This window comes from Caballeronia sp. LZ008 (assembly GCF_031451435.1).
Lineage (GTDB): Bacteria > Pseudomonadota > Gammaproteobacteria > Burkholderiales > Burkholderiaceae > Caballeronia > Caballeronia zhejiangensis.
In genome coordinates, this window is sequence record NZ_JARUXK010000001.1 from 2,813,616 (window position 1) to 2,837,667 (window position 24,052).

Genomic DNA, 24,052 nt, shown 5'->3' on the forward strand with positions numbered 1-24,052 from the left:
CCGATGCCCGGCCCGCATTTGCGGAGGTTCGCCGAGTACGAAAAAGATTAGCAGCCGGCGGCTTTTCAAAGCGCGGGAAGAACGGGGAAAACCCCGCTCTATTCGCCGAATCGACTTGCAATCTTCTGCGGATAATCCCCATCGTGAAAAGTCCTCCACCGCCGCTTACATGGAAGCGGGAAGCGGCGGAGGGGAACCTCAGGATTCGGAGCTTCGACGCTAAATGGAAACGCCCAACAACTCACTCATCACGCCCGACGCCAGAATGGGCCTGGCGGGCGCACAGCCGGGCGCAGCCGGAACGGCCACCGCCGGCGCGAGCCTCGCGGGCGGCGCGGGAGCCGACTTCGGCGGCTTCGCGCAGCGCATGCCGATGCTCAACCAGTTCCGCTCGAATCCGCGCGTGCCGCTCATCGTGGCCGTCGCGATTCTGGTGATGGTGGTCGCGGGCCTCGTCATGTGGTCGCGCCAGCCGGACTATCGCGTGCTCTTTTCCAATCTGTCCGACCGGGACGGCGGCGCAATCGTTGCCGCGCTCCAGCAGGGCAACATTCCGTACAAGCTCTCCGACGGCGGCGGCGCCATTCTCGTGCCGGCCGAGCAGGTGCACGAAACGCGTCTGCGTCTCGCGAGCCAGGGCTTGCCGAAGGCCGGCTCGGTCGGCTTCGAGCTGATGGACAACCAGAAGTTCGGCATCAGCCAGTTCGCCGAGCAGGTCAACTATCAGCGCGCGCTGGAAGGCGAGCTGGAGCGCACGATCGGCTCGATTTCGTCGGTGAAGTCGGCGCGCGTGCATCTGGCGATTCCGAAGCCTTCCGTCTTCGTGCGCGACAAGGAACTGCCGACCGCCTCCGTGATGGTCAATCTGTACCCCGGCCGCGTGCTCGACGAAGGCCAGGTGGTGGCGATCACGCACATGGTGGCGTCCGGCGTCGCGGACATGCCGGTCAAGAACGTGAACATCGTCGATCAGGACGGCAACCTGCTGACGAGCCAGAACGCCGCGAACGGCCTCGACGCATCGCAACTGAAGTACGTGCAGCAGATCGAGCACAACACGCAAAAGCGCATCGACGCGATCCTCGCGCCGCTCTTCGGCGCCGGCAACGCGCGTTCGCAGGTCAGCGCCGACATCGACTTCTCGAAGCTCGAGCAAACCGCCGAAAGCTACGGCCCGAACGGGAACCCGCAGAACACGGCGATCCGCAGCCAGCAGTCGAGCGAGTCGAGCGAATCCGGCGGCAGCAGCATCGGCGGCGTGCCGGGCGCGCTGTCGAACCAGCCGCCGCAGCCGGCATCCGCGCCGGTCGACGCAGCGGCATCGGGCGCGGCGGGCGCATCGGCGAAAACGGGTCCGCAGAATCAGCGCAAGGACACGACGACGAACTACGAAGTCGATCGCACCGTGCGTCACTACGAGCAGGCGACGGGGGGGATCAAGCGTCTGTCGGTGGCGGTGGTCGTGAACTACGAGAAGAAGGTCGATGCGAAGGGCAACGTCACGATGACGCCGCTTGCCGCCGACAAACTCGCGCAGGTCCAGCAGCTCGTGAAGGACGCGATGGGCTTCGACGACAAGCGCGGCGACTCGGTGAACGTCGTGAACAGCGCGTTCTCCGCCGATCTGAACGCGACGCCCGACGTGCCGTGGTGGAAGACGCCGGAATCGATCGGCATGGGCATTCAGGCGGCGAAGTATCTGGGCATCGGCATCGTCGGTCTGTTCCTGTACTTCAGCATGGTGAAGCCGGCGATGAAGCGCGCCTTCCCGCCGCCGCCCGAAGCCGCGCCGACGCTCGCCGTACCGGACGAACTCTCGCTGCTCGACGGCCCGTCGCTCGACGGCGGCGGCACGGCGAAGCTGGAAGACGAAGACAAGGATGCCGAGGTGAGTCTCCTCGGTCATGAAAGCAAGAAAGCCAAATTCGACCGCAATCTCGACTACGCGCGCATGGTCGCGCGTCAGGATCCGAGAATCGTTGCGACGGTCGTAAAGAACTGGGTGTCCGATGAACGCTGAAGGCCTGAATAAAGCCGCTCTCCTCCTGATGTCGATCGGCGAGGAAGAAGCCGCCGAAGTTTTCAAGTATCTCGCCCCGCGCGAGGTGCAGAAGATCGGCGCGACGATGGCGGCCCTGAAAAACGTGACGCGCGAGCAGCTCGACAACGTGCTGACCGAATTCGTGAGCGAAGCCGAGCAGCACACGGCGCTTTCGCTGGATTCGAGCGAGTACATCCGCTCCGTGCTGACGAAGGCGCTCGGCGAAACCAAGGCCGGCGCGCTGATCGACCGTATCCTGCAGGGCAGCGATACGAGCGGCATCGAAGGCCTGAAGTGGATGGACTCGGGCGCGGTCGCGGAACTCATCAAGAACGAGCATCCGCAGATCATCGCGACGATCCTCGTTCACCTGGACCGCGATCAGGCGTCGGAAATCGTGTCGCTGTTGTCCGACCGCCTGCGCAACGACGTGCTCCTGCGCATCGCGACGCTCGACGGCATCCAGCCCGCCGCGCTGCGCGAACTCGACGACGTGCTGACGACGCTGCTCTCCGGCAGCGACAACCTGAAGCGCGCGCCGATGGGCGGCATCCGCACGGCGGCCGAGATTCTCAACTTCATGTCGAGCAATCACGAAGAAGGCGTCATCGCGAACGTGCGCGAATACGACGCCGAGCTCGCGCAGAAGATCATCGACCAGATGTTCGTGTTCGAGAACCTGCTCGATCTGGAAGACCGCGCGATCCAGCTTCTGCTGAAGGAAGTGGAATCGGAAACGCTGATCGTGTCGCTCAAGGGCGCGCAGCCGGCGCTGCGCCAGAAGTTCCTGTCGAACATGTCGCAGCGCGCGGCCGAACTGCTCGCCGAAGACCTCGATTCGCGCGGTCCGGTGCGCGTGTCGGAAGTCGAGCAGCAGCAGCGCAAGATTCTGCAGATCGTCCGCAATCTCGCGGAAAACGGTCAGATCCAGTTAGGCGGCAAGGCCGAGGACGCATATGTCTAACACCCGCGCGCAAAAGGCTCCGGTCTCGGCGTATCAGCGCTGGGAAATGGCGTCGTTCGATCCCGTCGAGATCAAGGTCGACAACAGCGCGGCGGAACAGGCCGCGCTCGAAGCGCACCTGCGCCGCGTCGAGGACGACGCGTATCAGCAAGGTCTCGCGAAGGGGCACGTCGCGGGGCAGGCGCTTGGGTATCAGGCGGGTTACGAGCAAGGTCAGGCGAAGGGTTTCGAGGACGGCCGCAAGGAAGCGCTCGCGCAGGCCGCGCGTCTCGCCGAGATCGCCGATGCGTTCAAGACCGCCCTGCAAGCCGCCGATGCGGCCATCGCGGAATCGCTCGCGGAACTCGCGGTCGATATCGCGCAGCAGGTCGTGCGCCAGCATCTCGCACTCGATCCGACGGCGCTCGTCGCCGTGGCGCGCGAAGTCATCGCGTCCGAGCCGGAGTTGTGCGGCGCACCGACGCTCATCGTCAATCCGGCCGACATGGCTATCGTCGATGCGTATCTGAAGGACGAACTCGAAGCCGCCGGCTGGACCGTGCGGCCCGATCCGGAAGTCGAGCGCGGCGGCTGCAAGGCGCACGCCGCAACCGGTGAAATCGATGCGACCAACGTGTCGCGCTGGGAGCGCGTGGTGGCCGCGTTGGGGAGAAGCAAGCCGTGGTAAATCAACGGATCACGCAGGACGGTCTGAGCGAACTCGAACAGGAACTCGCGCGCGCGTCGTTCGGCCCGCTCGCCGAAGAGCGCGCGGAAGACGAATCGCCCGACGAACTCGCCGCGCGCACCATCGCCGAACTGGCCGGTATCGCGGGCAATCCGCACATCGACACGTGGCGCGACAAGCTCGACGCGCTGCGCTCGCGCAATGCGATCGCAAAGCCGCTGCGTCCGTGCGGACGTCTCACGCGCGCCGCCGGTCTCGTGCTCGAAGCGGTCGGCCTGAAGATGGGCGTCGGCTCCGAATGCATCATCGAGCTGCCGCCGGGCAGCGCGATTCCGACCGCCGAAGCCGAAGTCGTCGGTTTCGCGGGCGACAAGCTCTTTCTCATGCCGACGACCGAAGTCGCCGGCCTGTTGCCGGGCGCGCGCGTCTATCCGTTGGAAAGCGCGCCGATCAACGATCCGATGGCGGGCGCGAAGCGTCTGCCGGTCGGCTGGGAAATGCTCGGCCGCGTGGTCGACGCGTCCGGCCGTCCGCTCGACGGGCTCGGCCCGCTCGGCGCCAAGGTCGATGCGCCGCTGGCGGGTCCGGTCATCAATCCGCTGAATCGCGAGCCGATCCACAAGGTGCTCGACGTCGGCGTGCGCGCGATCAACTCGCTGCTGACGGTCGGACGCGGCCAGCGCATGGGCCTGTTCGCGGGTTCGGGCGTCGGCAAGTCGGTTCTGCTCGGCACGATGGCGCGCTACACGAGCGCGGAAGTCATCGTGATCGGGCTGATCGGCGAACGTGGCCGCGAAGTGAAGGAATTCATCGAGCAGATTCTGGGCGAGGACGGACTCGCGCGCTCGGTCGTCGTGGCCGCGCCTGCCGACGTGTCGCCGGTGCTGCGGATGCAGGCCGCCGCGTACACGACCTCGCTCGCCGAATATTTCCGCGATCAGGGCAAGCACGTCCTGATGCTGATGGATTCGCTCACGCGTTACGCGATGGCCCAGCGCGAGATCGCGCTCGCCATCGGCGAGCCGCCCGCGACCAAAGGCTATCCGCCGTCGGTGTTCGCGAAGCTGCCGGCGCTCGTCGAGCGCACCGGCAATGGTCCCGAAGGCGGCGGCTCGATCACGGCGTTCTACACCGTGCTCACCGAAGGCGACGATCAGCAGGATCCGATCGCCGACTCGGCGCGCGCGATTCTGGACGGCCATATCGTGCTGAACCGCTCGCTCGCGGAAGCCGGGCACTATCCGGCGATCGACATCGAGCAGTCGATCAGCCGCGTGATGACGTCGATCATCGACGACAAGCATCTCGAACGCGTGCGTCTCTTCAAGCAGATGCTGTCGCGCTATCAGCGCAACAAGGATCTCATCAACGTGGGCGCGTATTCGAGCGGACGCGACCAGTTGCTCGACCGCGCCATCGCGCTGTATCCGCGCATGGAGTCGTTTTTGCAGCAAGGCTTTCGCGAAGAGGCGCCGTTCGAGCCGAGCATCGCGATGTTGAATCAACTGTTCGAATAGTTTTCGACTAGTATCCGAAGCATTCGTCACAAGAAAGCACAAAGACCTTACGGGACCGCCACGCCATGTCGAAGAATCTGCCGATCAACACCCTCATCGAACTCGCCGAAGAGGAACTCGATAACGCCACGAAGAAGCTCGGCAAGCTTCAGCAGGAACGCAACGAGATCGAAACGCAACTGAACGCGCTCGTGACGTATCGCGACGAGTATCACGCGCGTTTCACGGCGTCGGCGCAGCAAGGCACGACGGCGCAGACGCTGCGCAATTTCCAGGCTTTCGTCGATACGCTCGACAGCGCCATCGCGCAGCAGCGCACGCTGCTCCTGATGGCCGATCAGCGCATCGAGGCGGCGAAACCCGACTGGCGTCTCAAGAAACAGAAGCTCGGCAGCTACGAAGTGCTGGCCGCACGCGGCGAGGCGATCCTCGCGAAGAAGGCCGCGCGCGTCGAGCAGCGCGAATCCGACGAACACGCCGCCAAGGTGCTGCGCATGCGCGCCGAGCGGGCTTCGTCGTAATCCATTCATCGATATTTCCAGAGGCTCAGCATGTCCTCCGTTTCTCTTCTCGGCGCGCTTTCCGGCGCCACGTCATCGGGCAACTCCGCGGCGCAGCGCGCGGCGAGCGCCGGCGCGTCGTTCGGCAAGACGCTCCAGGGCATCACCGACCGCGCCAACGCCGACGCACAAGCGGCTCAGGCGTTCGCGGATTCGTCCGCCGACACATCGAGCGTGCACGACGCGCCGAAGCCTTCCGACGACGCATCGAAGAGCGACGACGCATCCGATGCTCAGGCCGCCGCGAAGCCCGACGAGACGGACGCGCCGAAAGAGGCATCGAAGCCTGCGGACAAGACGAATACGGCCGACGCGTCGAAGCCGGCGTCGGGATCGTCATCGGATGCGGCCGCCGCTGCGCAAGCGAAAGCCCGCGCGGACGCCGCGAACGAAGCCGACGCCGACTCGGACGATACCGAGTCCGCGCTCGCCGATGCGGCCGACGCTGCATCGCTCGTCACGACGACCGCATCGACCGACGACGACAAAGCGACGGACACGACGCACAAGAGCAGCGATGCGAAGTCGGCGCAGGACGCGCTGGCCGCCGCGCTCGCCTCGATGAACAACACGCAGCCCGCGAATGCCACGGCGAACGGTTCGGTCGGGACGGCGCGCGAGGGCGGGAAAGGCGACGATCAGGGCGGCCTCTTCGCGAAAGGCGGAAAGGGCGCGAGCCTGCCCGGGCTGACGGCGAATGCGAAGGCCGGCGACAAGGCTGTCGACGCAGCCGCGCTCGCATCCGCGCAAACCGCGCCGGCGATATCCGCCGACGCCGCGACCGCCGCCTACAAGCAAGCCGCCGACGCGGCCGCGCACGCGGTCGCGATGCAGACGGCATCGGCGGGTTCGGCGGTGTCGAGTCCGCAGGGCGCGATGGCATCGGCGACCAGCGCCGCGATCGCACCGCACGTTGGCGGCTCCGGCTGGGACGACGCGTTCAGTCAGAAGGTCGTGTTTCTGTCGAAGGCGGATCAGCAAAGCGCGGAATTGACGCTGAATCCGAAAGATCTCGGGCCGTTGCAGGTGACGCTGCAGGTCTCCGATAACCACGCGCACGCGCTGTTCGTGTCGCAGCATGCGCAGGTGCGCGAAGCGATCGAAGCCGCGATGCCGAAGCTGCGCGAAGCGATGGAAGCGAACGGCATCAGTCTCGGAAGCGCGTCCGTCGCCGATGGCTTCACGCGCCAGTCGCAGCAACAAAGCGGTGACGGCCGCTCGGGATCGGGCGGCGGCGGCCGCGCGTCGGGCGGAATCGGTGGGCTGGGCGGCGTGAGCGCCGACGATTCCGTTGCGGCGAGTATCAACGTGCCCGTGCGACGCACGGTCGGACTCGTCGATACGTTCGCCTGATCCTTCTCAGCGCCTCACGCCGCACATTCGGCGCGCAGGCGCTCGACGACGACGATGTAATGCCGGGGGGCATCGTCCGTTGAAAGGCCACCGGCGTGATGACGAACATGCCGACGAAATGCGCGACGCCGCGCAGCGGCGCGTTCATCGGGAAGTCGAGCACATGCGACGACGCCGACGTGATGCCGATGCCGCACGCGAGCACGCTGGAGACGAGCGCCGCAAAAAGCAGCGCGCGCAGGAGATAGAGGCCGCGCAGCGGGACGTGCGTGAAACGCACGACGATGCCGAGCGCGACCGCGGGTGCGGCGATGAGCAGAAGCGCGGCGAAAAGCGCGTGCAGCACGCTCCTCCGATGCAGCACGCCGACGAGCGTCTGCGCGCCGGCGAGTCCGCCGATGACCGCAGGCCAGCCGCACGGCGCGTCAGCATGAGAGCCGCCATCGCGACGCCCGAAGGCGGCCAGATCGACGCGGCGCTCGCCAGATGGAAACCGGCCGAGGCCAGTCAATCGCGACTCAAACGACGATCAGCGTTCTCCCAATTGGCGGACTTTTCTCAAAGTCTCGGCATCGTCCTGAGACAGAACACAGCATGAGTGCAACATTTAGTATTCCTCTGATGGCGGTCTGAAGGGCGCTCCTAGAATCTGCGCGACTCGTCTCCTTTGCCGCCGCGCAGCAACATGCGCGACGCTTTGTCATGCGCGCATTCGTTTCACTGCTGCTGGCTTTCTGCCTGCACGTCCCTTTTTCCGACGCCTTCGCTCAAGGTTCGTCATCGCCCGTAATCGACGCCGCGCCCAAGTCCCGGCCGCGGATCGCGCTGGTTTTGCGACTATGTCCGGCGGGCGCTGGATCTCAACGAAGGCGATGCCTACGACGCGCACGAAATCAACGAACGCCTCGCGCGCCTCGAAACGAGCGGCTACTTCAAGAGCGTCTCGCACGAATTCGTCCGCGAGGACGGCGTGAACCGCCCGCGCGTGAACCCGGCGGAAAAGAGCTGGGGATCCAACTTCCTGCTGTTCTCGCTCGGCGGCCTCCGACATCTGGCGGCGTATGGCGTCAATCAGTTCTCCGGGAACTACGTGTTCTACAGCCAGCTGACGTACCAGTTTCGCGTGGCGTCGCCGAACGGAACGGCGGTGAACGACGTGTATCTCGGCACGATGGCCGAAGCCGGCAACGCAACGTTCGAGCGCAGCGCACTTCGCATGAGCGATCTGAAGGAGAGCCTCAGCGTGTTCGTCGGCGCGACGACCGCTCGGCCCGGCGTATCTCGGCTACGCGATCGCGCCGGGCGGCATTCAAAGCGTCTATCTCCAGTTCGGCGCGAAGTTCTGAGGCCGACGTGGCCCGCGCGCGCATTTCTTACAACAACAACCACATGACTTCATGAACAAAACCTGGCTTGCATCGTATCCATCCGGCGTGCCTGCCGAGATCGAATCCGACCGATACCGCTCCGTCACCGACCTGCTCGAGCAGAGCTTCCGCCTTTACGCCGGGAAACCGGCGTTCGCGTGCATGGGAGCGTCCATCAGTTACGCGAAGCTCGACGCGCTTTCGCGCGACCTCGCCGCGTGGCTGCAGTCGACCGGCCTGCGCAAAGGCGCGCGCGTCGCGATCATGATGCCCAACGTGCTGCAATATCCGGTCGCGCTCGCGGCGATCCTGCGCGCGGGCTACGTCGTCGTGAACGTGAATCCGCTCTACACGCCGCGTGAGCTCGAACATCAGCTGAAGGACAGCGGCGCCGAAGCGATCATCCTGCTCGACAACTTCGCGGCGACGCTGCAAGCGGTCGTGCACGAGACGACGATCAGACACGTAGTCGTCGCGACGCTGGGCGACTTGCTCGGCGCGAAAGGATGCCTCGTGAACTTCGTCGCGCGGCATGTCAAAAATCTGGTGCCCGCATGGAACCTGCCCGGCCACACGGCGTTCAACGCGGCGCTCGCCCGCGGCAGGCACATGGCGTTCACGCCGGTCGAGCAGCAGCCGGACGACATCGCCCTTCTGCAGTACACGGGCGGCACGACGGGCGTGGCGAAGGGCGCCGTGCTGCCGCATCGCAGTCTGATCGCCAACATGCTGCAGACGCAGGCGTGGCTCGAACCGGCCCGCGCGCAGCGGCCCACGTCCGGACAACTCACGACGGCCATCGCGTTGCCGCTCTATCACGTCTTCGCGCTGACGGCGTGCGGACTGCTGACGATCCAGACCGGCGCATTGGGCGTGCTGATCCCGAATCCGCGCGACATCGGCGGCATGATCCGGACGCTGCGGCGCTATCGCATCACGATGTTCCCGGCGGTGAACACGCTCTACAACGCGATGCTCGATCACCCGGATTTCGCGCAGCTCGATTGCTCGCGGCTCTTCGCGGCTGTCGGCGGCGGTGCGCCGGTGCAGCAGGCCGTGGCGCAGCGCTGGCTCGAAAAGACGGGCGTGCCGATCATCGAAGGCTACGGCCTGACCGAGACGACCGCGTGCGTGACTTGCAACCCGGCGGACTCGACGCAGCGTGGCGGCACGATCGGCTTGCCGCTGCCGTCGACGGAAGTTTCGATCCGCGATGACGCAGGCAACGAAGCCGCGCCCGGCGAACCCGGCGAGTTGTGCATTCGCGGGCCACAGGTCATGGCGGGCTACTGGAATCGTCCGGACGAGACGGCGCACGTCATGACGGCCGACGGCTTCTTCAAGTCGGGCGATATCGCCGTGATGGATGAACACGGCTTCCTGAAGATCGTCGATCGCAAGAAAGACATGATCCTGGTCTCGGGCTTCAACGTCTATCCGAACGAGATCGAGGACGTGGTCGCCGCGCATCCCGGCGTGTTCGAGGCGGCGGCGGTCGGCGTGCCCGACCGTCATTCCGGCGAGTCCGTGAAGATTTTCGTCGTGCGGCGCGACCCGGCCCTCACCGAGGCCGATCTGATCGCGCATTGCAAGGAGCGCCTGACGGGCTACAAGCGGCCCAAGGCAGTCGAGTTCCGCGAGAGTCTGCCCAAGAGCAATATCGGAAAGGTTTTGCGCAGGGAACTGCGCGATGGAACCGCGTGAGCGCGGGAGGAAGAAAGACGTGAAGCAATTCGTTTCGATGAAAGAGGTTGCGGCGGTGGCCATGCTGGCGCTCGCACGCCATGCCCGCGCCGACGACGCGCCGCCGCCAACGCCGCAAACGCAGGAAGCGCGAGCGCGCCGGCCGAATCGCCGTGGAAGGCTTCGATCGGCTTTCGCCGCGCTGAATTACCGCTTCTGAGCGGTTCCCCGGCGCGCCACTGCGCCGGGCTCTCCCTTCCCTTTTCTTTCCCCGCGCGGGCGCAATGCCCGCGCCGGCCTCAAGTTTTCCGTCCGAAAAGCCGAGATAGGTATCGAAGAGCGGGTCCGCGCAGGCCCGGAGCAATCGAACGGAATAGCCAGAAAACCCCCCTCTGTTCGACCCATCGCTTTACACCGCGATAGCCAACAATTCACCCTATCGAAAGAGGCACGCATTTTCATGGCTACCACGACCGCAAACCAGCAACCCATCGTTCCCGCGAAAGGCGGGAAGCTCAAAAAGATCCTGATCATCGCCGTCGGCGCGATCGTGCTGCTCGGCGCGGGCGCCGGTGGCGCGTACTTCTTCGTCGGGAAGAATCATGGTCCGGCCAAGCCGGCGCCGGAGCCGCCGCCCGTGTTTTTCCCGCTCGAATCGCTGACGGTGAATCTCCAGTCGGACGACGGCGCCATGCACTATCTCCGCGCCGGCCTCACGCTCAAGCTGAAGGACGAAAAGGTCCAGTTGCTCGTCACCGAGCACATGCCGGAAGTCCGCAGCCATGTGCTGCTTCTGCTTTCCGGCAAGCGCCCGGACGATCTCGCGACCGTCGACGGCAAGAAGCAGCTTGCCAACGAACTGCGCGCGTCGGTCGAAACCGCGGCGAGCACGGCGGAGAAACCGGTGCGCGTCGAGGAAGTGCTGTTCACCGAATTCGTCGTTCAGTAACGCCGCATCAGCGAGTAAAGAGTCATGGGCCACGAAGAGTTCATGTCGCAGGAGGAGGTCGATGCCCTCCTCAAGGGCGTCACCGGCGAGATCGATCAGGAAGCTGACGAGAAAAAGCCCGCCGGCGTACGTCCGTACAACATTGCGACGCAGGAACGCATCGTCCGCGGCCGGATGCCCGGCCTCGAAATCATCAACGACCGCTTCGCGCGCCTCATGCGCGTGGGCATCTTCAACTTCATGCGGCGCTCGGCGGAAATTTCCGTCGGTCCGGTGAAGGTGCAGAAATACAGCGAATTCACGCGCAATCTGCCGATCCCGACCAATCTGAACCTGGTCCATGTGAAGCCCTTGCGCGGCACGTCGCTGTTCGTGTTCGACCCGAATCTCGTGTTCTTCGTGGTCGATAACCTTTTCGGCGGCGACGGGCGTTTTCATACGCGCGTCGAAGGCCGCGAGTTCACGCAAACCGAGCAGCGCATCATCGCGAAACTGCTGAATCTCGTGTTCGAGCATTACGCGACGTCGTGGCGCAGCGTGAAGCCGCTGCAGTTCGAATACATGCGCTCGGAGATGCACACGCAGTTCGCCAACGTGGCGACGCCGAACGAAATCGTCATCGTGACGCAGTTCACGATCGAGTTCGGCTCGACGGGCGGCACGCTGCACATCTGCATGCCGTACTCGATGATCGAGCCGATCCGCGACGTGCTTTCCTCGCCGATTCAGGGCGAAGCGCTCGAAGTGGACCGCCGCTGGGTGCGCGTGCTGTCGCAGCAAGTGCAGTCGGCGGAAGTGGAACTGACGGTGGATCTCGCCGAGATCCGCTCGTCGTTCGAGCAGATTCTGAACATGCGCGTAGGCGATGTGCTGCCGATCGACATTCCGGAGCAGGTCGTCGCGAAGGTGGACGGCGTGCCGGTGATGGAATGCGGCTACGGAATGTTTAATGGTCAATACGCGCTGCGCGTGCAAAAGATGATCAGCGCGAGCGATACGATGAAGGAAGGTGGATATGAGTGACCTGATGCAGAACGACGCGCCCGGCGCGCCGGAAAAAGGTGAAGAGCTGATGCTGGACGACTGGGCGAGCGCGCTCGCCGAGCAGAACGGCAACGAAGCGCCGGTGGCCGCGAGCGCGGGCGTGTTCCAGCCGCTGTCGAAGGCCGCGGCGCCGTCGACGCGCAACGACATCGACATGATTCTCGACATCCCCGTGCAGATGACGGTGGAACTCGGGCGCACGAAGATCGCGATCCGCAACCTGCTGCAACTCGCGCAAGGCTCGGTCGTGGAACTGGACGGCCTCGCCGGCGAACCGATGGACGTGCTCGTGAACGGCTGCCTCATCGCGCAGGGCGAAGTGGTCGTCGTCAACGACAAGTTCGGCATTCGCCTGACCGACATCATCACGCCGTCCGAACGCATCCGGAAGTTGAATCGATGAAACGCCTGGCCGTTGCGCTGCTCTTCGCCGCGCCTCTTTTCGCCCATGCCGCCGACATGAACGCGGTGAACCACGCCGCGCAGATCGCCTCGGGCGTCGGCGCGGGCACCGCGGTGCCATCGCTCGGTTTCGGCGCGGTGTTGCAGACGCTGCTCGGACTCGTGATCGTGATCGGCTTCGTGTTCGGCTGCGCATGGCTCGCGCGCAAGTTCGGCTATCAGGGCGGCAAGCGCAGCGGTCTCGTGAAGGTCGTGGGCGGCGCATCGCTCGGCAACAAGGAACGCGTCGCGGTCGTCGAAGTGGGCGATACGTGGCTCGTGCTCGGCGCCGGTCCTGGCAACGTGCGTCTGTTGCACACGATGCCCGCAGGCTCGGCGGAAGTGGAAGGCGTCGGCGTTCCCGCGCAATCGTCGCCGCCGGCGGGCAACTTCGGGCAGCGCTTTCGCGACGCCCTCGCCGGCGAAGCGAACAAGCGGCTCCAGAAGTTCGTTTCTCCCGGCAAATAAGTCAGTCTTGCCGATGCATCGGGCGCGGTTCGCGAGGACCGCGCCCGATGTGCGTTTACGGCGCACGTTCGCAATAGAACGAGTTGGCGCGGGTTTCCCCCTCTTTTCGCCCCATCGTCCCATGCCGCGATAGCCGAGAATTCACGCTATCGAAAGAGGCAGGATTCCATGGTCATCACGTTCGTCGTTCATCAAGGTCAGCGCATTCTCGATGCCCTCGCAAGCATCGTCGGCGGGAGCAAGTAATGCAGGTGAGTCGTAACATCGTGCGCGGCGTGAAGCTCGCGCTGCCCGTCGCAATCGGCCTCGCGCCGTATCTGGCGTTCGCGCAAAGCACGGCGGGGCTGCCCGCCTTCAACACGAGTCCCGGCCCGAACGGCGGCACGACGTACTCGCTCAGCGTGCAGACGATGCTGCTGCTGACGATGCTCTCGTTCCTGCCCGCGATGGTCCTGATGATGACGAGCTTCACGCGCATCATCATCGTGCTGTCGCTGTTGCGGCAGGCGCTCGGCACCACGAGCACGCCGCCGAACCAGGTGCTCGTCGGCCTCGCGCTGTTTCTGTCGTTCTTCGTGATGTCGCCGGTTCTCGACAAGGCTTACACCGACGCATACAAGCCCTTCTCCGAAGGCCAGATCGCGATGGATCAGGCGATGACGCGCGGCGTCGCGCCCTTCAAGCAGTTCATGCTGAAGCAGACGCGCGAATCGGATCTCGCGCTGTTTGCGCGCATCTCGCACGCCGCGCCGATGAACGGACCGGAAGACGTGCCGCTTTCGCTGCTCGTGCCGTCGTTCGTCACGAGCGAATTGAAGACGGGTTTCCAGATCGGCTTCACGATCTTCATTCCGTTTCTCATCATCGACATGGTGGTGGCGAGCGTGCTGATGTCGATGGGCATGATGATGGTTTCGCCTTCGACGATCGCGCTGCCGTTCAAGCTGATGCTGTTCGTGCTCGTCGATGGCTGGCAGTTGCTGATCGGCTCGCTCGCGCAGAGCTTCGTTTCCTGATTTCGTGAGACTTTGAAATGACGCCAGAATCCGTCATGACGATGGCGCATCAGGCGATGTACGTCGCCTTGTTGCTCGCCGCGCCCTTGTTGCTGGTCGCGCTCGTCGTCGGTCTCGTGGTGAGCCTGTTCCAGGCGGCCACCCAGATCAACGAATCGACGCTCTCGTTCATTCCGAAGCTGATCGCGGTGGCGGTGACGCTCGTGATCGCCGGTCCGTGGATGCTCTCGACGCTGCTCGACTACATGCGCCACGTTTTCACGATCACGCCTGCGATCACGGGCTGAGTTTCGTTCGATGTTCTCCGTCACCTATGCGCAGCTGAACGGCTGGCTCACGGCGTTTCTGTGGCCGTTCGTGCGAATTCTCGCGCTGATCGCCACCGCGCCCGTGCTGAGCCACATGGCGATTCCGATGCGCGTGAAGATCGCGCTTGCGGCCTTCATCTCGCTGATCGTCGCGCCGACGCTGCCCGCGATGCCGCAGGCGACGGTGTTTTCGGCGGCGGGCATGTGGATCATCGTGAATCAGTTTCTGATCGGCGCGGCCATCGGCATGGTGATGCAGATCGCGTTCGCGACCGTCGATGCAGCCGGCGAGTTCATCGGGCAGCAGATGGGCCTCGGTTTCGCGACGCTTTATGATCCGCGCGCGGGTGGCAATGCGGTGGTCGTGTCGCGCTATCTGAACACGCTGGCGATGCTCGCGTTTCTCGTCTTCGATGGCCATCTGCAGTTGATGAGTGCGCTCGTGGCGACTTTTCAGAGCGTGCCGATCGAGGCGAATGTGGTGGCGTCGGCTTCGCATGCGCAGGGATGGCGCGTGTTGGTCGGGTATGGCGCGAGCGTGTTTTCGACGGGCTTGCTGCTGGCGTTGCCGATCGTGGCGGCGCTGCTTATCGCCAATCTGGCGCTCGGCGTTTTGAATCGCGCTGCGCCGCAGATCGGGATATTTCAGGTCGGGTTTCCGGTGACGATGCTCGTCGGGCTGCTTTTGTTGCAGCTCATGGTGCCGAATCTGATGCCGTTTTTTCAGCGGGTTTTCGATGTGGGGATTGCGCAGATTGGGCGGGTTGCGGGGGCGCTTTAGTCGCTAAAGAAGCGCCTGCTGCAAGGGCGCCCGATGCTCATGCACTTTGATGATTCGATACTCGTTTTTCAACGCGCCAGCTTCGATCGATTGAATTTGGCGTAGATCGACGACGAGGACGTCGCCTTTTCCAAAGCGTTCGCCGCTATTCACTTTGCTCAGAAATACTTCGTCGTCCAATGCGGCGAAAAAAGGATATTGGCCGTCGTGAACGCGCCATTTGTTTCCGTCCTTGAATACGACGGATTCCACCAGCAGGACTTTTCTCGCAACGAAGTCCGAGACCACTTCGCCGCTGTCATTGTCGGATGATGCAAATGACGCAAGCTCATCGTCTTCGATGATGAGTTCCACTTTCTCGCCGCGCACGATACCGAAGTTCGATATGCCTTCGCGCTCGAGAGGCGACAGGGTCTTGCTAAGACTCGAGCGCACGGTGGTATTTCGCCAGAGGCGCACGACATTGGCCTCGACCTCGACGGACTCCGTTTCTGTGATCCACACATGCGAGACTTCACCGACCTGTTCGATTCGGTGAGGCCGGCGTCCGCGCAGCTTGCGTGCCAGCCCGACGACGCCGCCACCGCCGCCGATGAGGCCGAGGATGGTGAGGATCGTATAAGCATTGGAAATTGCCGTGGCATTGGATCCGGCGAACATATCCCGGATCTGGGCCAGCAGTTGTTGCACGAAGATGAGATCGAGTTCGAACGAACCGGCTTTGAAACTGCCTTTGACTTCGACCCGGACATCGGCTGAATCGCCGTTCAGTTCCTTGTTCGCTGCCGTGAACAAATCGGCGATGGCCACGAGCGCGGGCGCAAGGTCCCGCACATCCATTCGATGTTCCGCGAGTGCAGGGCCGTCATATACGACGTTGAACCGCTCGTGGTTGCTCATGTCGTTGTGATGTTCGGAATACTGGGATTCGCTGCCGCGCGGGCTGGCAGGTCGACCGGATGTTACCACGCAGCCTCCTCGAATAGCGGGCCGTGGCGGGCACCGCCATACATGCGATAGGGCCGCCCGAGGGGCGGAAACTACGCGACAACGGGACTCGTCAAGGATGAGTCATTTCACGATGCCGAGCGGCAACATCATGTCTGAGCGCGCACGATAGAGATACACGAAACGTCCCATTTCGCGTGCTCTTCTACCGCACCTCGATCTGAGTTGGCTTCCTTTGCATACCCAACGGCAGCGCGTAGCGCTGTGCCGAAGCTGTTTCGTGCTGAACCAGCGCGTTAAAGGGAATGGTTTGTCGGATCGTGCGCGAGCCAAGCCCGATTGGTTCTATGAGGGCACTCTTTAGGCGAGTGCCACCGAGGACGAGAGGACTACCCAAATTGCGTGTGACCGCGGGCTTGAAAAGCTGCTTTCTTTGCCTACTTTCTTTGCAGCAGCAAAGAAAGTAGGTGCCGCCCCGCACAGGGGCAACGTTAATAGACCGACGCGAATACGGGATCCGGCGAAAGCAGAAGGGAGAACCCAGAAAGCAAAAAAAGCCGCCTTCAACCCTGAATGTAATCAAACAACGACATCTTCTGAATCTGCGAAAACGCCATCTGCGCGGCCTGCAGCGAACTCTGCGTCAACTCGTACTGACTGATCGACGAAACGAGGTCGATGCTCGTCAGATTCGCGATGTCACTCGCCGTCTGCGTCTGACTCGTCTGCATTGCGCTCTGCGTCGACTGCACTTGCTGCTCGCGTCCGCCCACCACAGTCTGCGCCGCCAGCACGTTGTTGAACGTGTTGCTCACCTTCGTGCCGATCGTCGTCAGCGTGTTGGTCAGCGCCGCCTGCGCGCCCGGCGATCCCGTCGGCTGCTTGAGCGCGTTCACGAGGCTGTCGAGCGTCGCGAAGATGTCGTTGTTGCCCGAGGCCGCCGGCTCCACGGAGAACGTGTCGCCATCGGCGGGCGTGCCGTCGATCGTCACCTTCTGGCCGCCAAGCGCGATGTCCGTGCTGCCCGTGTAGGCCACGTTCGTCGGCAACGATGAATCCGCCGGGTTCGACGTGACCGAGTAGGTCGTCGAGCCATCCGTCGCCGAGACCGAGAACTTGATCGTGTACGTGCTCGCATTGGCCGCGTTGCTCGTATCGTTGACGCTCACGCCGCTGATCGTCCCGGTGCCCGTGTTCGTGCTGGCCGCGCTCGACACCGGATCGCTTTCCGTCGGCAATACGCTGCCGAAGATCGACGCGCCCGTGTCACCCACCGGGATCGTCCGTCCTTCGCTGATCTGCACCGTGCGCTGGCCGTAATCGCCCGAATACTGCGCGCCGACGCCCGACGGGTCGTTCGTGTACGGCTGCGTGCCGCCCTTGAGTCCCGAGAAAATATAGTTGCCGTTGCTGTCCGTGGTGTTCGCGAGGCTGAAGAGCTGATCGCGCAAACCCTGAATCGTGTTCGCGATGGCCGTGCGGTCCGAATCGGTGAGCGAACCGTCGCCCGCATGCACGATCTGCGTCTGCACGCTCGTCAGCGCGCTGCTCACGCTGCTCAGCGTCGCGTCTTCCTGCTGCAGCGCGGACAACGCCGTCGTCTGATTCGTGCCGTACTGCGTGAGCGCGCCGCTTTTCATCGTGAGCTGCACCGCCTGCGCCGCGCCGAGCGGATCGTCCGACGCGGTGAGAAGGCGCTTGCCCGACGAGATCTGCTGATACATCGACGAAAGCGTACTTTGCTGGTCGCTCATCGAAGCGACGTTCAGGTTGAAGTACTGGGAACTGGAAATACGCATCGCGTTTAGCCTCAGTTGAACATGCCGAGCAGCGACTGGAACAGCGTCGCGGCGGTCTGAATCACCTTGCTGTTCGCTTGATAGAGCTGCTGGTACTGAATCAGGTTGGCCGCCTCTTCGTTCAGGTTCACGCCCTGCACCGATTGCTGCGCCGACGTCGCCTGGTTGAGGAGCGAGGTCTGCGCCGTGCTCGTCGCCTTGAGCTGATTCGTCTGGTTGCCGATGTTGTTGATATAGCTCGAGTACGAACTCGTCAGCGTGTCCGTGCCGCCGTTGAGCGACTTCGCCGACACCAGGTTCGACATCGCGAGCGCATTGCTGCCGTCGCTCGTGCCGCCCTTGTTCTGCGCGATCGCGAACGCGTCGCCGTCCTTCGGCGTGCCGCTGATGGTCGCCGAAACGCCCATCGCCGAGACCGTGAGACCGTTGTTCGCGTCGTACGGAATCGTCGTGCCCGCGGTGTACGTCGTCGTGCCGACGGTGACATCGACATCCGATGTAAAGCCGTTCGCCGACGCGCTGTACGTCAGGTTTATGCCCGACGTCATCGTGTTGCTCGTCACCGTCGCCGAGGAAATCGATGCCGTGCCGGTGTTCGTGGTCGCCGCCGACGTCACCGCGGGCGACGCCGCCGCGATCGCCGCGCCGTTGCTCGTCGTGAGCTTGAAGTTGTCGAGCGCGCCGCGCGTCGGCTGGATCGTGAACGAGTCGCCCTTCTGCACGCCGCTGAGCGTCGACACGTCGATGTTCAGGCCGTTGATCGTCTTGTTCGTCTCCGTCGCCGGATCGATCGTGCCGAGTGTATTGCCGCTTGCCGGGTCCGTCACCGTGTACTTGCTGCCGTCGTACGTGACCGTGAAGTCGTTCGTCGGCGGCTGTGCGCCATCGGCGATCGTCGCCGTCGGCACGCCGGTGCCCTTGTTGCGCGCGTTCGAGATGACGGTCGGATCGCTCGTCGAAAACAGCTTGCCGCCGGCCTGGCCGTTGAGGTCGAGACCGAGCGCGTTCTGATCGTTCAACTGATTGGCGAAGCTCGTCGCGATCGCGCCGAGTTGCGCCTGCGCCGGATCGAGCGTCTGCGTGCGGAAGTCGATGAGACCGCCGACCGTGCCGCCCGTCAGCGCCGAGTTGTCGAGGTACTGCATGTTCGCGGCCGTCTGCGTCGCGCCGTTGCTGCTCTGGTAGGCGATCGTGAGCTCGCTCGGATCGGACGGCGACGGCACGGCTTGCAGCCCGTACTGCGTACCTCCGACGACGAGCGGCTGCCCGTTGCCGATGAACACGTTGTAGTTGCCGTCGGACTGCACGACCTGCACGCCGATCATCGACGACAGGTTCGTGACGAGCTGATCGCGCTGATCGAGCAACTGGTTCGGCTGCTGGCCGCCCGCGCTGGCGATGTTGATCTGCTTGTTGAGATCGGCGATCTGTTGCGAGTAGCTGTTGATCTGCGAGACCGCGCTCGTCAGTTGCGTGTTGACGCTCTGACGCAGTTGGTCGTATTGCTGGCCTGCCGTGTTGATCTGATCGGCGAGCGTTTGCGCGCTGCTCATCAGCGACTGGCGCGCGGAGGAACTGTTCGCCGAATTCGCCACCGACTGCAGGCCGGAGAAGTAATTCGAGATGCCTTTCGAGATGCCGGAAGTCGGATCGCCGACGAGGTTGTTCAGCTGCGAGATCAGCGAGTAATACGTGCTGGCGGCGCTGCTGGACGCTTGCGTGTTGTTGACTTGCGTCGTCAGGTACTGGCTGTACTGGCGCGTGACGGTGACGGCCTGAACGCCGCTGCCGAGATAGCCCGAGCCGGTGAACTGACCGGGCGACTCCTGATACTGGACTTTCTCGAGCGTATAGCCCGGCGTCGCGGCGTTGCTGATGTTCTGTCCCGTCGTCGTGAGGCCCCATTGGGCCGCGTTCAAACCGGAAAGACCAATGCTGAAGATGTTATTGGACATGCGTGAATCCTGGTGAAGCGGCGTTGGATCGAGCGCTGCCGCATGGCTGATTTGTATATCGGCCGATTGCCGGGGAAGTTGAGCGTTTGCGGGTTGGGTTTTGGCTTTTACCGAAGCCCGGGCGGTTTTTGCGATGGGGCCATTATCGGAGAGGTGGCGCAATGGCTATTGCGCGAAGAGCATGCCTTTTTGGGGCTAATTCTTCGATTTTGTTTCGTTGGCCTTGGTTTTTCGCTTTTGCTTTTGCTTTTGCTTTCGCTTTCGCTTCCGGTTTCGCCGGATCCCGTGTTCGTGTCGGTCTATTAGCGTTGCCCCTGTGCGGGGCGGCACTCACTTTCTTTGCTGCTGCAAAGAAAGTAAGCAAAGAAAGCAGCTTTTCAGGCCCTCGGTCACACGCAATTTGGGTAGTCCTCTCGTCCTCGATGGCACTCGCCTAAAGAGTGCCCTCATAACAATAACGGGGCTTGGCTCGCGCACGGTCCGCCGCCCAATAACTTCGAGGGCGCTGGTTCAGCACGAAATAGCATCGGCACAGCGCTACGCGCTGCCGCCCGGTATGCGAGGGAAACCAACGTGCGGCGGTTGCAGTGAGATGGAGGCGTTAGTGAAGAAGCGCATGCTTCCCCGATTGGCCGGTCGGCCGCGAAGCGGGCTGGAGCTATTTGGTGCTGAACCGGTTTGTTGTGTGGTGCGATGTGGCAGACCGTGCGCGAGCCAAGCCCGATGGGGCCTATGAGGGCACTCTTTAGGCAGCCCACGATGGACGAGAGGACTACCCAAATTGCGTGTGACCGCGGGCGTGTCAGTAGCTGCTTTCTTTGCTTACTTTCTTTGCAGCAGCAAAGAAAGTAAGTGCCGCCCCGCACAGGGGCAGTGCTAATAGACCGACACGAAAACGGGATCCGGCGAAAACGAAAGCAAAAACGAAAGCAAAAGCAAAAGCAAAAGCAAAAGCAAAACCCCTACTTCGCCAAAGACCGCCGCTTCATCTCAAGCTGAGTGATCAGCCGCTGAAGAGTATTCTCCGCCGACCCCGGCATCGAAACAAACTTGAACCCGATGGTATATCGCCGATCCCCTTTCGCCGTCGTCGATTCCCGATGCGAAACCAGCATCATATCCACCGTCACACGTCCATTCGCGCTGAAATGCAGCTCGGCATCCTGAAACACGATGCCCATCTCCAGATCCGCGATGCGATCATCCGTCGTGCGCAGCGCCACGCCGCCCAGCGACAGATCATGCACCTCGAAGCGGAATCGCTCGCCATCCGGCAACGAACCCGTGCAGATGTAAGGATCGAGAACCGGCGTATCGACACGGAAATACTCGCGCCGCTGCATGTAGTACAGCACCGTCGGAAAATCGACTTCGAACGCCGGACGCCCGTCGAACATCGTTTCGCGCGCACCCGGCGTCGTGAACTCGACGCGCACGCCATCCGGCGCCGCACTGAAAATCAGCTTCTGCGACGCAAGCACGCCGCGATTCTGCTCGTCGAGACCGCCCCAGTCGAACGTGAAGCGATGCGCGGTCACATCGACGTCGAGCACGCGCGTGACGATCTGACCGTCGCCGTATTGCGCCGTCAGAAAGTCCCCGCGATTGGCGAGATTGCGCAGCGCCACGCCGATTTCCAGCGGATTACGCCTGCCGAAATCCACGATCGGCGCGATATCCTCGTCGGCAACGTCATGCTTTTGATTGGTGTTCATGGTGCTAGCCGTGTTCATTGTGCTCGCGCGCTGCCCGACCCCCGAACATCGCGCGACGATCCGAACCGAATAGGTCCGGCACTTCGATTATTCAGGTTAGCGGCATACCTCTTCAAAAGTTTAGGGTCGCCCGCCGAAAAATGTATGTGGTGCGCCGTCCCTACGGACGTAAAACGTTTGCTTCCCCGAAGCAATAAAGCGGCCGCATACATCGGCTGAATGCGCGGCGTGGCCCGCGCTTCAATATCGAACTACGCGGTCGAACGGGCGTCAGACGATCTGACGCATGATCGAGATGAGCTTCTTCGCGTACTGCGGATCGGTCGCGTAGCCCGCCTTCTGCATGCCGTGCGCGAAGCCCGCGACGTCGCGCGAAGCCTGAATCACCGGCGCATAACGCGGATTGTTCTTGATGACGCTCGCGTAATCGGTAAGCGCGTCCTCGTACGAATCGTAAGCGCGGAATTTCTCGACGACCTTCTGCGGACGGCCGTTGATGTATTCCGTCGTCACCGAGCTGACAGTCTTGCCGTTCCAGTCTTTCGTCGCCTTGACGCCGAAGATGTTGTGGCTCGTCGCGCCGTTCGGATGCTTGATCTCGCGCTTGCCCCAGCCCGATTCGAGCGCCGCCTGACCGATGATGAAGCGCGCCGGAATGCCCGTCGCCGCGCTCGCGGCCTGCGCCGGCACGGCGAGCCGGTCGACGAACGCGTTCACCTTGTCAGACCCATTGCCGCGCGCCGGCGCTTCCACCGAATCCGCCGCCGTGTAGCCCTTGCCGGCGAGCGACGCGTTGTTCCTGTTGCCCTGCGCCGCCGCGTAAGCCTTCGCCATCGCGTTCATCGCGGCGAGATTGCCCGCGTTCGCGTCGAGATCGCCGCCGCCGCCCGACATGCCGCCGAGCGTCTGCATCGCGTTCATCGTGCTCATCGTGTTCATGGCGCCGCCCTTGCCGTCCGCGCCGGTCTGCGCGCCCGAGTTGCGCATGAGCTGCTTGAGCATCATGTCCGCGACGCCGATGCCCTTCGACGACATCTGCTGCGACAATTGCTGATCGAGCATCGACGTGAAGGTCTTCGAATCGTTCGATTCGAACGGGCTGTCCGAAGGCGTCGCGTCGCGCATGCTCTTCAACATCATCTGCGTGAAGACGGCGTCGAACTGCTTGGCCGCTTCCTTCAGGCCCTGCTGCGGGTTCGCGCCGGCCTGCGCGCGCAATGCGTCGAAGCCCTGCGTGTCGAGCGCGAAACGGTTCGAGAGATTCGAGAATCCGCTGCTCGTATCGGTCGATGCCAGCGCGGTGCCGGCGATGCCGTTCGTGTTCGAGTTCATAGGTTCTTATTCGTTTTAGATGATTTCGAGGTCTGCGCGCAGCGCGCCCGCGGCCTTCATCGACTGAAGGATCGAGATGAGATCGGCCGGCGTCGCGCCGAGCGCATTGAGCGCCTTCACGACATCCGCGAGATTCGCGCCCGCCGACAGCATCTTGAGCGCGCCGCTGTCCTGCTTCAGCTGAATCGACGATTCCTTCGCCGCAACCGTCTGGCCGTTCGAGAACGCGTTCGGCTGGCTCACCGCCGTCTTCGTGTTGATGACGACCGACAGATTCCCGTGCGCGACCGCGCAGTTCTGCAGCGTGACCATCTGATTCATCACGATGGAACCCGTGCGCGCGTTCAGGATCACCTTCGCGGCGGCCTGCGCCGGACGCACGTCGATGTTCTGCAGCTGCGCCATGAACGACACCTGCTCGCTCGGCTCCTGCGGCGCGCGCAACTGGATCGTGCGGCCGTCGAGCGCGAGCGCGGTGCCCATGCCGAACTGATTGTTCACGGCCGCGACGATGCGCTGCGTCGTGTCGAAATCCATTTCGCGCAGTTCCATCTGCATGACGCCGCCCTGCTGCTGCAACGCCGACGGCACCGCGCGTTCGACGATCGCGCCCGCCGAGATGCGGCCGACCGCGAGCTGGTTCACCTGCACCTTGCTGCCGTTCGCGCTCGCGCCCGCGCCGCCGACGACGAGATTGCCCTGCGCCATCGCGTACACCTGGCCGTCGGCGCCTTTCAGCGGCGCCATCAGGAGCGTGCCGCCGCGCAGGCTCTTCGCGTTGCCGAGCGACGAAACCGTCACGTCGATCGCCTCGCCGGGACGCGCGAACGGCGGCAGCGTGGCCGTCACCATCACGGCGGCCACGTTCTTCAATTGCATGTTCGACGACGTCGACGGGTTCACCGTGATGCCGAGGTTGCCGAGCATGTTGGTGAGCGATTGCGTCGTGAACGGCGTCTGCATCGTCTGGTCGCCGGTGCCGTCGAGACCGACGACGAGACCGTAGCCGATCAGCGGATTGTCACGCACGCCCTGAAACTGCACGAGATCCTTGAGGCGCTCGGCGTGCGCCTGATGCGCCGAACCGATGGCGACGAGCGCGGCTGCGAGCGAGAAGGAAACGAAACGGAGAAACGGATTCATG

The 24,052-nt window shown here is 63.4% G+C and carries 24 protein-coding genes; 17 read left to right on the forward strand and 7 right to left on the reverse strand.

Annotation, left to right across the window (positions count from 1 at the left end; genetic code table 11):
• Positions 1-223 precede the first annotated feature (223 nt).
• The 6 genes from fliF to QCE49_RS13130 all read left to right on the forward strand — a co-directional run bounded on the left by fliF (position 224) and on the right by QCE49_RS13130 (position 7,102).
• On the forward strand, positions 224-2,020 hold the full coding sequence (gene fliF, locus QCE49_RS13105; protein ID WP_008352586.1) for a flagellar basal-body MS-ring/collar protein FliF: 1,797 nt from the start codon (positions 224-226) through the stop codon (positions 2,018-2,020).
• A complete protein-coding gene (gene fliG, locus QCE49_RS13110) occupies positions 2,010-3,005 on the forward strand; it encodes a flagellar motor switch protein FliG (protein WP_008352584.1) in 996 nt (331 codons plus the stop codon). Before fliF ends, fliG begins: the two co-directional genes overlap by 11 nt.
• On the forward strand, positions 2,998-3,672 hold the full coding sequence (fliH, locus tag QCE49_RS13115; protein WP_008352582.1) for a flagellar assembly protein FliH: 675 nt from the start codon (positions 2,998-3,000) through the stop codon (positions 3,670-3,672). Before fliG ends, fliH begins: the two co-directional genes overlap by 8 nt.
• A complete protein-coding gene (fliI, locus tag QCE49_RS13120) occupies positions 3,666-5,189 on the forward strand; it encodes a flagellar protein export ATPase FliI (protein ID WP_008352580.1) in 1,524 nt (507 codons plus the stop codon). Before fliH ends, fliI begins: the two co-directional genes overlap by 7 nt.
• A gap of 65 nt (positions 5,190-5,254) precedes the next feature.
• On the forward strand, positions 5,255-5,710 hold the full coding sequence (gene fliJ / locus QCE49_RS13125; RefSeq protein ID WP_008352578.1) for a flagellar export protein FliJ: 456 nt from the start codon (positions 5,255-5,257) through the stop codon (positions 5,708-5,710).
• 30 nt (positions 5,711-5,740) lie between these two features.
• Positions 5,741-7,102: a flagellar hook-length control protein FliK gene (locus QCE49_RS13130; RefSeq protein WP_008352577.1), complete on the forward strand. Its 1,362-nt coding sequence runs from the start codon at positions 5,741-5,743 to the stop codon at positions 7,100-7,102.
• On the opposite strand, the gene QCE49_RS13135 is transcribed toward QCE49_RS13130, so the two are convergent.
• Positions 7,053-7,613 carry a hypothetical protein gene (locus QCE49_RS13135; protein ID WP_250457107.1) on the reverse strand — a complete coding sequence of 187 codons (561 nt, stop codon included), beginning with the start codon at positions 7,611-7,613 and terminating at the stop codon, positions 7,053-7,055. The two genes, QCE49_RS13130 and QCE49_RS13135, sit on opposite strands and share 50 nt — an antisense overlap.
• A 459-nt stretch (positions 7,614-8,072) precedes the next feature.
• Between QCE49_RS13135 and QCE49_RS13140 the strand changes: the two genes are divergently transcribed.
• The 10 genes from QCE49_RS13140 (at position 8,073) to fliR (ending at position 15,159) form a co-directional block, all read left to right on the forward strand.
• On the forward strand, positions 8,073-8,495 hold the full coding sequence (locus QCE49_RS13140) for a hypothetical protein (RefSeq protein ID WP_309806005.1): 423 nt from the start codon (positions 8,073-8,075) through the stop codon (positions 8,493-8,495).
• A gap of 4 nt (positions 8,496-8,499) precedes the next feature.
• Positions 8,500-10,173 carry a long-chain-fatty-acid--CoA ligase gene (locus QCE49_RS13145; protein ID WP_250457105.1) on the forward strand — a complete coding sequence of 558 codons (1,674 nt, stop codon included), beginning with the start codon at positions 8,500-8,502 and terminating at the stop codon, positions 10,171-10,173.
• A 19-nt stretch (positions 10,174-10,192) separates the two neighbouring features.
• The gene (locus tag QCE49_RS13150) at positions 10,193-10,372 is read left to right on the forward strand and encodes a hypothetical protein (RefSeq protein ID WP_250457104.1); all 180 of its coding nucleotides are present in this window, start codon (positions 10,193-10,195) and stop codon (positions 10,370-10,372) included.
• Between the two features lie 240 nt (positions 10,373-10,612).
• On the forward strand, positions 10,613-11,101 hold the full coding sequence (gene fliL / locus QCE49_RS13155; RefSeq protein WP_034473275.1) for a flagellar basal body-associated protein FliL: 489 nt from the start codon (positions 10,613-10,615) through the stop codon (positions 11,099-11,101).
• A gap of 24 nt (positions 11,102-11,125) precedes the next feature.
• Positions 11,126-12,124, forward strand: coding sequence for a flagellar motor switch protein FliM (gene fliM, locus QCE49_RS13160; RefSeq protein ID WP_008352571.1), 999 nt, complete (start codon positions 11,126-11,128; stop codon positions 12,122-12,124).
• Positions 12,117-12,548, forward strand: a complete 432-nt coding sequence (gene fliN, locus QCE49_RS13165; RefSeq protein WP_008352569.1) for a flagellar motor switch protein FliN — start codon at positions 12,117-12,119, stop codon at positions 12,546-12,548. The genes fliM and fliN overlap by 8 nt, the downstream gene beginning before the upstream one ends.
• Entirely contained in the window at positions 12,545-13,054 is a 510-nt protein-coding gene (gene fliO, locus QCE49_RS13170; RefSeq protein WP_008352567.1) for a flagellar biosynthetic protein FliO, read from the forward strand. Before fliN ends, fliO begins: the two co-directional genes overlap by 4 nt.
• 245 nt (positions 13,055-13,299) lie before the next feature.
• Positions 13,300-14,070, forward strand: a complete 771-nt coding sequence (gene fliP, locus QCE49_RS13175) for a flagellar type III secretion system pore protein FliP (protein ID WP_033536657.1) — start codon at positions 13,300-13,302, stop codon at positions 14,068-14,070.
• 17 nt (positions 14,071-14,087) lie between these two features.
• The gene (fliQ, locus tag QCE49_RS13180) at positions 14,088-14,357 is read left to right on the forward strand and encodes a flagellar biosynthesis protein FliQ (protein WP_008352562.1); all 270 of its coding nucleotides are present in this window, start codon (positions 14,088-14,090) and stop codon (positions 14,355-14,357) included.
• A 10-nt stretch (positions 14,358-14,367) separates the two neighbouring features.
• On the forward strand, positions 14,368-15,159 hold the full coding sequence (gene fliR / locus QCE49_RS13185) for a flagellar biosynthetic protein FliR (protein ID WP_250457103.1): 792 nt from the start codon (positions 14,368-14,370) through the stop codon (positions 15,157-15,159).
• 3 nt (positions 15,160-15,162) lie between these two features.
• Here the strand turns inward: fliR and QCE49_RS13190 are convergent, their stop codons facing one another.
• From QCE49_RS13190 to flgK, 3 genes are all read right to left on the reverse strand, one after another.
• Entirely contained in the window at positions 15,163-16,128 is a 966-nt protein-coding gene (locus tag QCE49_RS13190; protein ID WP_235366282.1) for a hypothetical protein, read from the reverse strand.
• A 542-nt stretch (positions 16,129-16,670) separates the two neighbouring features.
• On the reverse strand, positions 16,671-17,906 hold the full coding sequence (gene flgL / locus QCE49_RS13195) for a flagellar hook-associated protein FlgL (RefSeq protein WP_034473278.1): 1,236 nt from the start codon (positions 17,904-17,906) through the stop codon (positions 16,671-16,673).
• Positions 17,907-17,917: 11 nt separating this feature from the next.
• Positions 17,918-19,861, reverse strand: coding sequence for a flagellar hook-associated protein FlgK (gene flgK, locus QCE49_RS13200; protein ID WP_008352554.1), 1,944 nt, complete (start codon positions 19,859-19,861; stop codon positions 17,918-17,920).
• A gap of 42 nt (positions 19,862-19,903) precedes the next feature.
• On the opposite strand from flgK, the gene QCE49_RS13205 reads away from it, so the two are divergent.
• Positions 19,904-20,167 (forward strand): hypothetical protein, encoded by a 264-nt coding sequence (locus QCE49_RS13205; protein WP_250457102.1) that lies wholly within the window; start codon positions 19,904-19,906, stop codon positions 20,165-20,167.
• A 656-nt stretch (positions 20,168-20,823) separates the two neighbouring features.
• Here the strand turns inward: QCE49_RS13205 and QCE49_RS13210 are convergent.
• The 3 genes from QCE49_RS13210 to QCE49_RS13220 all read right to left on the reverse strand — a co-directional run bounded on the left by QCE49_RS13210 (position 20,824) and on the right by QCE49_RS13220 (position 24,051).
• Positions 20,824-21,576 (reverse strand): flagellar brake protein, encoded by a 753-nt coding sequence (locus QCE49_RS13210; RefSeq protein WP_008352549.1) that lies wholly within the window; start codon positions 21,574-21,576, stop codon positions 20,824-20,826.
• Between the two features lie 270 nt (positions 21,577-21,846).
• Positions 21,847-22,908, reverse strand: coding sequence for a flagellar assembly peptidoglycan hydrolase FlgJ (gene flgJ, locus QCE49_RS13215; protein WP_051996850.1), 1,062 nt, complete (start codon positions 22,906-22,908; stop codon positions 21,847-21,849).
• A gap of 15 nt (positions 22,909-22,923) precedes the next feature.
• Positions 22,924-24,051 (reverse strand): flagellar basal body P-ring protein FlgI, encoded by a 1,128-nt coding sequence (locus QCE49_RS13220; RefSeq protein WP_008352546.1) that lies wholly within the window; start codon positions 24,049-24,051, stop codon positions 22,924-22,926.
• Position 24,052 lies beyond the last annotated feature (1 nt).

Bases quoted from the DNA above. Each gene is read 5' to 3' on its own strand.
- QCE49_RS13205 (WP_250457102.1), top strand. From the start codon at position 19,904: ATGGCTGATTTGTATATCGGCCGATTGCCGGGGAAGTTGAGCGTTTGC.
- fliP (WP_033536657.1), top strand. From the start codon at position 13,300: ATGCAGGTGAGTCGTAACATCGTGCGCGGCGTGAAGCTCGCGCTGCCC.
- fliJ (WP_008352578.1), top strand. From the start codon at position 5,255: ATGTCGAAGAATCTGCCGATCAACACCCTCATCGAACTCGCCGAAGAG.
- fliH (WP_008352582.1), top strand. From the start codon at position 2,998: ATGTCTAACACCCGCGCGCAAAAGGCTCCGGTCTCGGCGTATCAGCGC.
- QCE49_RS13130 (WP_008352577.1), top strand. From the start codon at position 5,741: ATGTCCTCCGTTTCTCTTCTCGGCGCGCTTTCCGGCGCCACGTCATCG.
- fliN (WP_008352569.1), top strand. From the start codon at position 12,117: ATGAGTGACCTGATGCAGAACGACGCGCCCGGCGCGCCGGAAAAAGGT.
- QCE49_RS13220 (WP_008352546.1), bottom strand. From the start codon at position 24,051: ATGAATCCGTTTCTCCGTTTCGTTTCCTTCTCGCTCGCAGCCGCGCTC.
- flgL (WP_034473278.1), bottom strand. From the start codon at position 17,906: ATGCGTATTTCCAGTTCCCAGTACTTCAACCTGAACGTCGCTTCGATG.
- fliQ (WP_008352562.1), top strand. From the start codon at position 14,088: ATGACGCCAGAATCCGTCATGACGATGGCGCATCAGGCGATGTACGTC.
- flgJ (WP_051996850.1), bottom strand. From the start codon at position 22,908: ATGAACTCGAACACGAACGGCATCGCCGGCACCGCGCTGGCATCGACC.
- fliF (WP_008352586.1), top strand. From the start codon at position 224: ATGGAAACGCCCAACAACTCACTCATCACGCCCGACGCCAGAATGGGC.
- QCE49_RS13145 (WP_250457105.1), top strand. From the start codon at position 8,500: ATGAACAAAACCTGGCTTGCATCGTATCCATCCGGCGTGCCTGCCGAG.
- fliM (WP_008352571.1), top strand. From the start codon at position 11,126: ATGGGCCACGAAGAGTTCATGTCGCAGGAGGAGGTCGATGCCCTCCTC.
- fliO (WP_008352567.1), top strand. From the start codon at position 12,545: ATGAAACGCCTGGCCGTTGCGCTGCTCTTCGCCGCGCCTCTTTTCGCC.
- fliR (WP_250457103.1), top strand. From the start codon at position 14,368: ATGTTCTCCGTCACCTATGCGCAGCTGAACGGCTGGCTCACGGCGTTT.
- QCE49_RS13210 (WP_008352549.1), bottom strand. From the start codon at position 21,576: ATGAACACCAATCAAAAGCATGACGTTGCCGACGAGGATATCGCGCCG.
- flgK (WP_008352554.1), bottom strand. From the start codon at position 19,861: ATGTCCAATAACATCTTCAGCATTGGTCTTTCCGGTTTGAACGCGGCC.
- fliL (WP_034473275.1), top strand. From the start codon at position 10,613: ATGGCTACCACGACCGCAAACCAGCAACCCATCGTTCCCGCGAAAGGC.
- fliG (WP_008352584.1), top strand. From the start codon at position 2,010: ATGAACGCTGAAGGCCTGAATAAAGCCGCTCTCCTCCTGATGTCGATC.